The sequence below is a fragment of the Streptomyces sp. NPDC054863 genome, assembly GCF_053610825.1.
Genome location: NZ_JBSGZD010000394.1, coordinates 1 through 6096, shown reverse-complemented (window position 1 = coordinate 6096; position 6096 = coordinate 1). Strand labels below are relative to the sequence as shown.

At 68.9% G+C, this 6096-nt stretch carries 7 protein-coding genes; all 7 read right to left on the bottom strand.

The features are described from left to right. Positions 1 to 76: 76 nt before the first annotated feature. Positions 77 to 1291 carry a DivIVA domain-containing protein gene (locus ACWGIG_RS36115; RefSeq protein WP_453325943.1) on the bottom strand — a complete coding sequence of 405 codons (1215 nt, stop codon included), beginning with the start codon at positions 1289 to 1291 and terminating at the stop codon, positions 77 to 79. A 49-nt stretch (positions 1292 to 1340) separates the two neighbouring features. Continuing rightward, on the bottom strand, positions 1341 to 1637 hold the full coding sequence (locus ACWGIG_RS36110) for a YggT family protein (RefSeq protein WP_453325942.1): 297 nt from the start codon (positions 1635 to 1637) through the stop codon (positions 1341 to 1343). A gap of 82 nt (positions 1638 to 1719) precedes the next feature. Then, on the bottom strand, positions 1720 to 2331 hold the full coding sequence (locus ACWGIG_RS36105) for a cell division protein SepF (RefSeq protein ID WP_453325941.1): 612 nt from the start codon (positions 2329 to 2331) through the stop codon (positions 1720 to 1722). Positions 2332 to 2453: 122 nt separating this feature from the next. Further along, on the bottom strand, positions 2454 to 3209 hold the full coding sequence (locus ACWGIG_RS36100; RefSeq protein ID WP_453325940.1) for a YggS family pyridoxal phosphate-dependent enzyme: 756 nt from the start codon (positions 3207 to 3209) through the stop codon (positions 2454 to 2456). 3 nt (positions 3210 to 3212) lie between these two features. Beyond that, on the bottom strand, positions 3213 to 3947 hold the full coding sequence (gene pgeF / locus ACWGIG_RS36095; RefSeq protein WP_453325939.1) for a peptidoglycan editing factor PgeF: 735 nt from the start codon (positions 3945 to 3947) through the stop codon (positions 3213 to 3215). Between the two features lie 14 nt (positions 3948 to 3961). After that, entirely contained in the window at positions 3962 to 5176 is a 1215-nt protein-coding gene (gene ftsZ / locus ACWGIG_RS36090) for a cell division protein FtsZ (protein WP_453325938.1), read from the bottom strand. A 275-nt stretch (positions 5177 to 5451) separates the two neighbouring features. Further along, positions 5452 to 6096: cell division protein FtsQ/DivIB (locus ACWGIG_RS36085; protein WP_453325937.1), on the bottom strand; the 645-nt coding region annotated here is incomplete at its 5' end.

Sequence of the window (6096 nt, the reverse complement as noted above, 5' to 3'; positions counted from 1 at the left end):
GGCCCCAGGACCGAAGTCCCGGGGCCCGCCCCTCAGCCTGCCGACGGCTACGCGCTCATCACGCGCACCGACCGCCTCAGTTGTCGTCCTCGTCGATCAGGAACCCGCGCATCGGCGAAGGCGCCTGCTGCATCGGCTGCGGGCCCTGCGGCCGTACCGGTGCCATCGGCTGGGTCATCGCCGGCGTCATCTGCTGCTGACCGCCGTACGACGGAGCGCCGTTCGACTGACCGCCGCCCATCGGAGAGGGCGCGCCCATCGACGGGTTGCCGCCCATGGAGTGACCCATCGAACCCGCACCGGCCGGAGCCATCGAGTTGCTCATCTGCGGGGCCGGCGGCAGCGAAGCCGTCGCCGGGGTCCGCGGCGGAGCCAGCGAGTCGTCGGCCTGGGTCTCCAGCTGACGCAGCTGCGACTCCAGGTAGGACTTCAGCCGCGTGCGGTACTCGCGCTCGAAGCCGCGCAGGTCCTCGACCTTGCGCTCCAGCGTGGCGCGGGCGGACTCCAGCGAGCCCATCGCGACGCGGTGCTTCTCCTGCGCGTCCCGCTCCAGTGCGTCGGCCTTGGCACGGGCGTCCCGCTCCAGGCCCTCGGCACGCGAACGGGCCTCGCCGACGATCTTGTTGGCCTCGGAACGGGCCTCCGCGATCGCCTGGTCAGCGGTCTGCTGCGCCAGCGAGAGCACGCGCGCGGCGCTGTCTCCACCCGGCTGCGGCATCTGCTGCTGCGGCGGCTGCTGCTGCATCGGGGGCTGGCCCATGGGGCCGCCCATCGGGCCCTGGCCCATGCCCTGCTGCTGGCCCATCGGGCCGCCCTGCTGCTGCATGGGGTTCTGGCCCATCGGACCGGGACCGTGCTGGCCCTGCATCGGACCCTGGCCCATCGGACCGGGACCGTGCTGGCCCTGCTGCGGGCCGGGGCCGTGACCGCCGGGACCTGCCGGGAGCTGGAGCGGGCCGCCCTGCTGCTGGGGCTGACCCATCTGCGGCGGCTGCTGCTGCTGTTGCTGCTGCGGCGGTCCGGATATGGCCGCGGGGACGGGCGCACCCGGGCCACCGGGCCGGTTGTCCTGCGGTTCGGGCTTGCGCATGCCCTGCTGCTGCTGGTTCTGCGCGGCCGCACGGGTCGCTGCGGCGAGCTTGGCCCGCAGGTCCTCGTTCTCGCGGAGCAGACGGGTCAGCTCGGACTCGACCTCGTCGAGGAAGGCATCAACCTCGTCCTCGTCGTAGCCTTCTCGGAGGCGGACGGTCGTGAACTGCTTGTTCCGCACGTCCTCGGGGGTCAGCGGCATCTCTTCTTCACCTCTACGTAGTCGTCGGCAGTCGGCAAGACCGTATCGCTCACATCCCGCGCCCAATGCTGTTCACAACACTGATCAGGATGTAGACGATGATCATCAGAACGAAGAAGGACAGGTCGAGTGCCACGCCCCCGAGACGCAGCGGCGGAATGAACCGCCGCAGAAGCTTGAGCGGTGGATCGGTGACAGTGTAAGTGGCCTCAAGAACGACCACCATCGCCTTGCCGGGTTGCCATGAGCGCGCGAACTGAAACACGTAGTCCATGACGAGCCGGAAGATCAGCACGACGAGGAAGCACATCAGCGCGATGTAGATCACGTCCAGTGCGATGCCCATTCCCGTGCGTCCCTCTCCCCTGGCTCTCGCCTCAGTCCGGCCTCAAGGCCGGTTGTTTCCGGTTGTGTTGCTCTCGGCTCTGTCAGCTCTGGTTGAAGAAACCGCCCTCTGCGATACGGGCCTTGTCCTCCGCCGTGACATCGACGTTAGCAGGCGACAACAGGAACACCTTCTGCGTCACTCGCTCAATGCTGCCATGCAGACCGAAGACGAGTCCCGCGGCAAAGTCGACAAGTCGCTTCGCGTCCGTGTCGTCCATCTCCGTGAGATTCATGATCACCGGAGTGCCCTCGCGGAAGTGTTCCCCGATGGTACGGGCCTCGTTGTAGGTCCGGGGGTGCAGCGTGGTGATGCGGTACGGCTCCCGCTCGGACACGACCTTGGGCATGATCACCGGTGCGTTCTTCTCCAGGTTGGGGCGTTCAGGTGTGATGGACGCCACGGGGGCGATTCGTGCGGGTCGTCCGCTTTCCACCGGAAGCTGAACGGGCTCGCGAGGGGCCGGGGGTTGTACCACTCGTACCGGTTCGTCCCGCTCCCGTTCGGCCTGGTGCGGGGGCTGGTGCCGACGGTGGTCGCGCTCCGGCTCCGGCTCGGGTTCGAAGTCGTCGTCGGGGTCGAAGCCCCGGCCGTCGTACCCATCGTCCTCCACGAGGCCGAGGTAGACCGCCATCTTGCGCATAGCGCCGGCCATTTCCTGAGTCCTCCGCTCTGTGGTGGATCGGCCTCGTCACCAAGTGCCCGCGATCCACTGGGCCTGCCCCCCAATAGTGGGGATGACCATATTTTCTGCTGTGGTCCGACTGCTTCGCGACGTTACCCGAGGTGAGGGCGGACGCCGAGTACCGCAGTGCCGACGCGCACATGTGTCGCACCGGCAGCCACCGCCTCGTCCAGATCCGCACTCATTCCCGCGGACACCATGGTGGCAGCCGGATGTGCCGCGCGCAGGCGGGACGAGATTTCCATCAGCGCCCCGAAAGCGGCCCGTTGGCGGCCCGCGTACTCCCCGGACAGGGGGGCGACGGTCATCAGGCCGTCCAGCCTGAGTCCCTCGGCGGCGGCCACCGCGGCTGCCAGCTCCTCGACCCCGTCGGGCGAAACGCCGCCCCTTTCGCCCCGTGTGCCCACTTCGGCATCCAGGGCCACCTGAAGCAGGCACCCGACCTCGCGCCCGGCCCGTACGGCCGCCGCGGACAGCGAGCCGACCAGCTTGAGCCGGTCCACGGACTGCACCTCGTCCGCGTAACCGACCACCGAGCGGACCTTGTTGGTCTGCAGCTGTCCGACGAAGTGCCAGGTCAGCGGCAGGTCAGCGCACTCGGCGGCCTTGGGGGCCGCGTCCTGGTCGCGGTTCTCCGCGACATGACGCACCCCCAGCTCGGCGAGCAGCCGTACGTCGCTCGCCGGGTAGGTCTTGGTGACCACGATCAGGGTCACGTCTTCACGCGCGCGCCCGACAGCTGCACAAGCGGAAGAGATACGTTCCTCCACCTGCGCCAGGTTCGAGGCGAGCTGGTCCTTGCGTGCCGGGGGCCCGGAGGCCTCCGCACTTTCCGTACGGTCCGTCATGTCCTACCCGTCCAACCAGACATATCCGGCGAGCCGACCCGTGGTGCGGTCCCGCCGGTAGGAGAAGTGGTCGCCCGACTCGCGCGTGCACACCGGCGACTGCGACCGCGCACGCACGCCGAGCGCCGCGAGCTGGGCGTGCACTCCGGCCGTGACGTCGACCGCCGGAGTGCCCCAACTGGTCTCGGCCCAGGCGGCCGGCTCGATCGCGGCCGCGTCGGCGCGCATCTGCTCGGGCACCTCGTAACAGCGCCCGCACACGGCCGGACCGGTCCAGGCCTTGGTACGGGAGGGCTGCGCGCCGAGCGAGACCATCGCCTCGACCGCCGCGGGCACCACTCCGGCCAGCATCCCCGGCCGGCCCGCGTGGGCCGCCGCGACGACTCCGGCGACCGGGTCGGCCAGGAGCACGGGGGTGCAGTCGGCGGTGAGCACCGCGAGGGCGAGCCCTCGACGGGCGGTCACGACCGCGTCGACCGAGGGGATTTCGGCGCCGGGTGCCCAGGGGCCTTCGACCACCGCGACGTCCCGCCCGTGCACCTGGTTCATCCAGACCACCTGTGCCGGGTCGAGCCCCATGGACTCGGCGGCCAGCCGGCGGTTGTCCCGTACGGCGTCGGGGTCGTCGCCGACCGCTCCGCCGAGATTGAGCTGCTCGTACGGAACGGCGCTCACCCCGCCCCACCTGTCGGTGAAGGCGAAGTGCGCGCCGCTCTCGTCGTCGTACCGCTGTATCACTTAGCTTCGTCCGGTCACTTCAGGAAGTCCGGTACGTCCAGCTCCTCGGCCGCGCTGTCCGCGTACGACGGGCGGGCCGGCGGGACGTGCGGCGAAGTCGGCGGGGCCGGGGCCTCGTTGACCGGTGCGGGCTGCTCGACCGGGGCCGGGGCCTCCTCGCGGATCGGTACGGAGCCGATGCCGGACCCGCGCGAGGGCTCCGGGGCCGGGCGCGAGGCCTGGACGGGCTCCTCGCGCTTGCCCGCTCCGGCGCCCAGTACGTTCTCGCGCCGGGCCGGCGGCTGTCCGCCGTCGAATCCGGCGGCGATGACGGTGACCCGTACCTCGTCGCCCAGGGCGTCGTCGATGACGGCGCCGAAGATGATGTTGGCCTCCGGGTGGGCCGCCTCGCTGACCAGCTGGGCCGCCTCGTTGATCTCGAAGAGACCGAGGTCGGAACCGCCGGAGATGGAGAGCAGTACGCCGCGGGCGCCGTCGATGGAGGCTTCGAGAAGCGGCGAGGAGATCGCCATTTCCGCCGCCGCCACCGCACGGTCGTCGCCGCGCGCCGAGCCGATGCCCATGAGCGCCGAACCGGCCTCGGACATGACCGACTTGACGTCGGCGAAGTCGAGGTTGATCAGTCCCGGGGTGGTGATCAGGTCGGTGATGCCCTGGACACCGGACAGCAGGACCTGGTCCGCCGACTTGAAGGCGTCGAGCACGCTGACCTGACGGTCGGAGATCGACAGCAGCCGGTCGTTGGGAATGACGATGAGGGTGTCGACCTCTTCGCGGAGCTGGGCGATGCCGTCCTCCGCCTGGTTCGCACGTCGCCGGCCCTCGAAGGTGAACGGGCGGGTGACCACACCGATCGTCAGGGCGCCCAGCGAACGGGCGATGTTGGCGACGACGGGGGCGCCACCGGTTCCGGTGCCACCGCCTTCGCCGGCCGTCACGAAGACCATGTCGGCCCCCTTGAGGACCTCTTCGATCTCTTCGCGGTGGTCCTCTGCCGCCTTCCGGCCGACGTCCGGGTTGGCGCCGGCGCCAAGGCCTCGGGTGAGTTCACGGCCGACGTCCAGCTTGACGTCGGCGTCGCTCATCAACAGCGCTTGCGCGTCGGTGTTGATCGCGATGAACTCGACGCCCTTGAGACCGACCTCGATCATCCGGTTGATGGCATTGACACCACCGCCGCCGACACCGATGACCTTGATGACTGCGAGGTAGTTCTGCGGTGCTGCCACGTCGAAGGCCTCTCGCCTCGATTTACGTGCCGCCACGGCGTTGCAGCGCCGCGACGACTGATGCCGATTTTGGGACGGTCCGAACACCGACCCGAACCCTAAAGCTGAAGTTTAGGGTTACCAGTGTGTCTGTTCCTTGGACTCTTCCGAACAGGACACTAAGTCGACAAGTGGTGCGCGTTCAACGAACACGCCGAACCTCCCGTTTTTCTTTTCACCCTATGTGATCACCCATATCGCTGACCAACCAGGGGGCTGGCCAGGTCGAATGACCGTCAACTCCCGCTCGCCGCCGGGGCGGTGGGGGCACTTACGTCGAAGTGTCCCGCTTCGGGCGCTGCTTTCATGAGAGCGAGAAGAGCCCGCGACTTTGCCGCGTTGTCCTCGCCGCTGCCCCAGAAGGCAGTTCGACCCCGACCGAGTTCCAGTGTGATCGAGTCGAACGAAGTCACCTTCACCGCCGTCAGGTTACGGGCCAGGGCCGCCGGAAGCCCGCCGGTGACGCGCACCGCCTCGTCCACCAGCCGCTGTTCGCCGAAACGGCGCAGGCTCGGGGAGCGCTGTGCCGCCAGCTCAAGGAGAGGTACCCCCTTGGGAGCTTTCGTCACAGTGGCGAACCGCACACCGTGGCGGTCCACTTCGGTGAACTTCGCGTCCTTTTCGATGAGGAGCACCGGCTTTCGCTCCGTCACTTTCAGACCGATTCCGTGCGGCCACGACCGGACCACGTCGATCGTGTCGATCCGGGGCAATTGTTCGCGAAGCCGGTCCTCCACGGCACCGGTGTCGACGGAAATCATCGGAACTCCGGTCGGAACCGCGGCTGCCGCGAGCACTTCACCGGGTGTCAGAACCTGAGTGCCGGTGGCCTTCACCTGCTCCACGCGCAGCCAGTCGGAGCCGTAGAGCGCCCATACCGC

Bases quoted from the DNA above. Each gene is read 5' to 3' on its own strand.
- ACWGIG_RS36115 (WP_453325943.1), bottom strand. From the start codon at position 1,291: ATGCCGCTGACCCCCGAGGACGTGCGGAACAAGCAGTTCACGACCGTC.
- ACWGIG_RS36105 (WP_453325941.1), bottom strand. From the start codon at position 2,331: ATGGCCGGCGCTATGCGCAAGATGGCGGTCTACCTCGGCCTCGTGGAG.
- ACWGIG_RS36110 (WP_453325942.1), bottom strand. From the start codon at position 1,637: ATGGGCATCGCACTGGACGTGATCTACATCGCGCTGATGTGCTTCCTC.
- ACWGIG_RS36100 (WP_453325940.1), bottom strand. From the start codon at position 3,209: ATGACGGACCGTACGGAAAGTGCGGAGGCCTCCGGGCCCCCGGCACGC.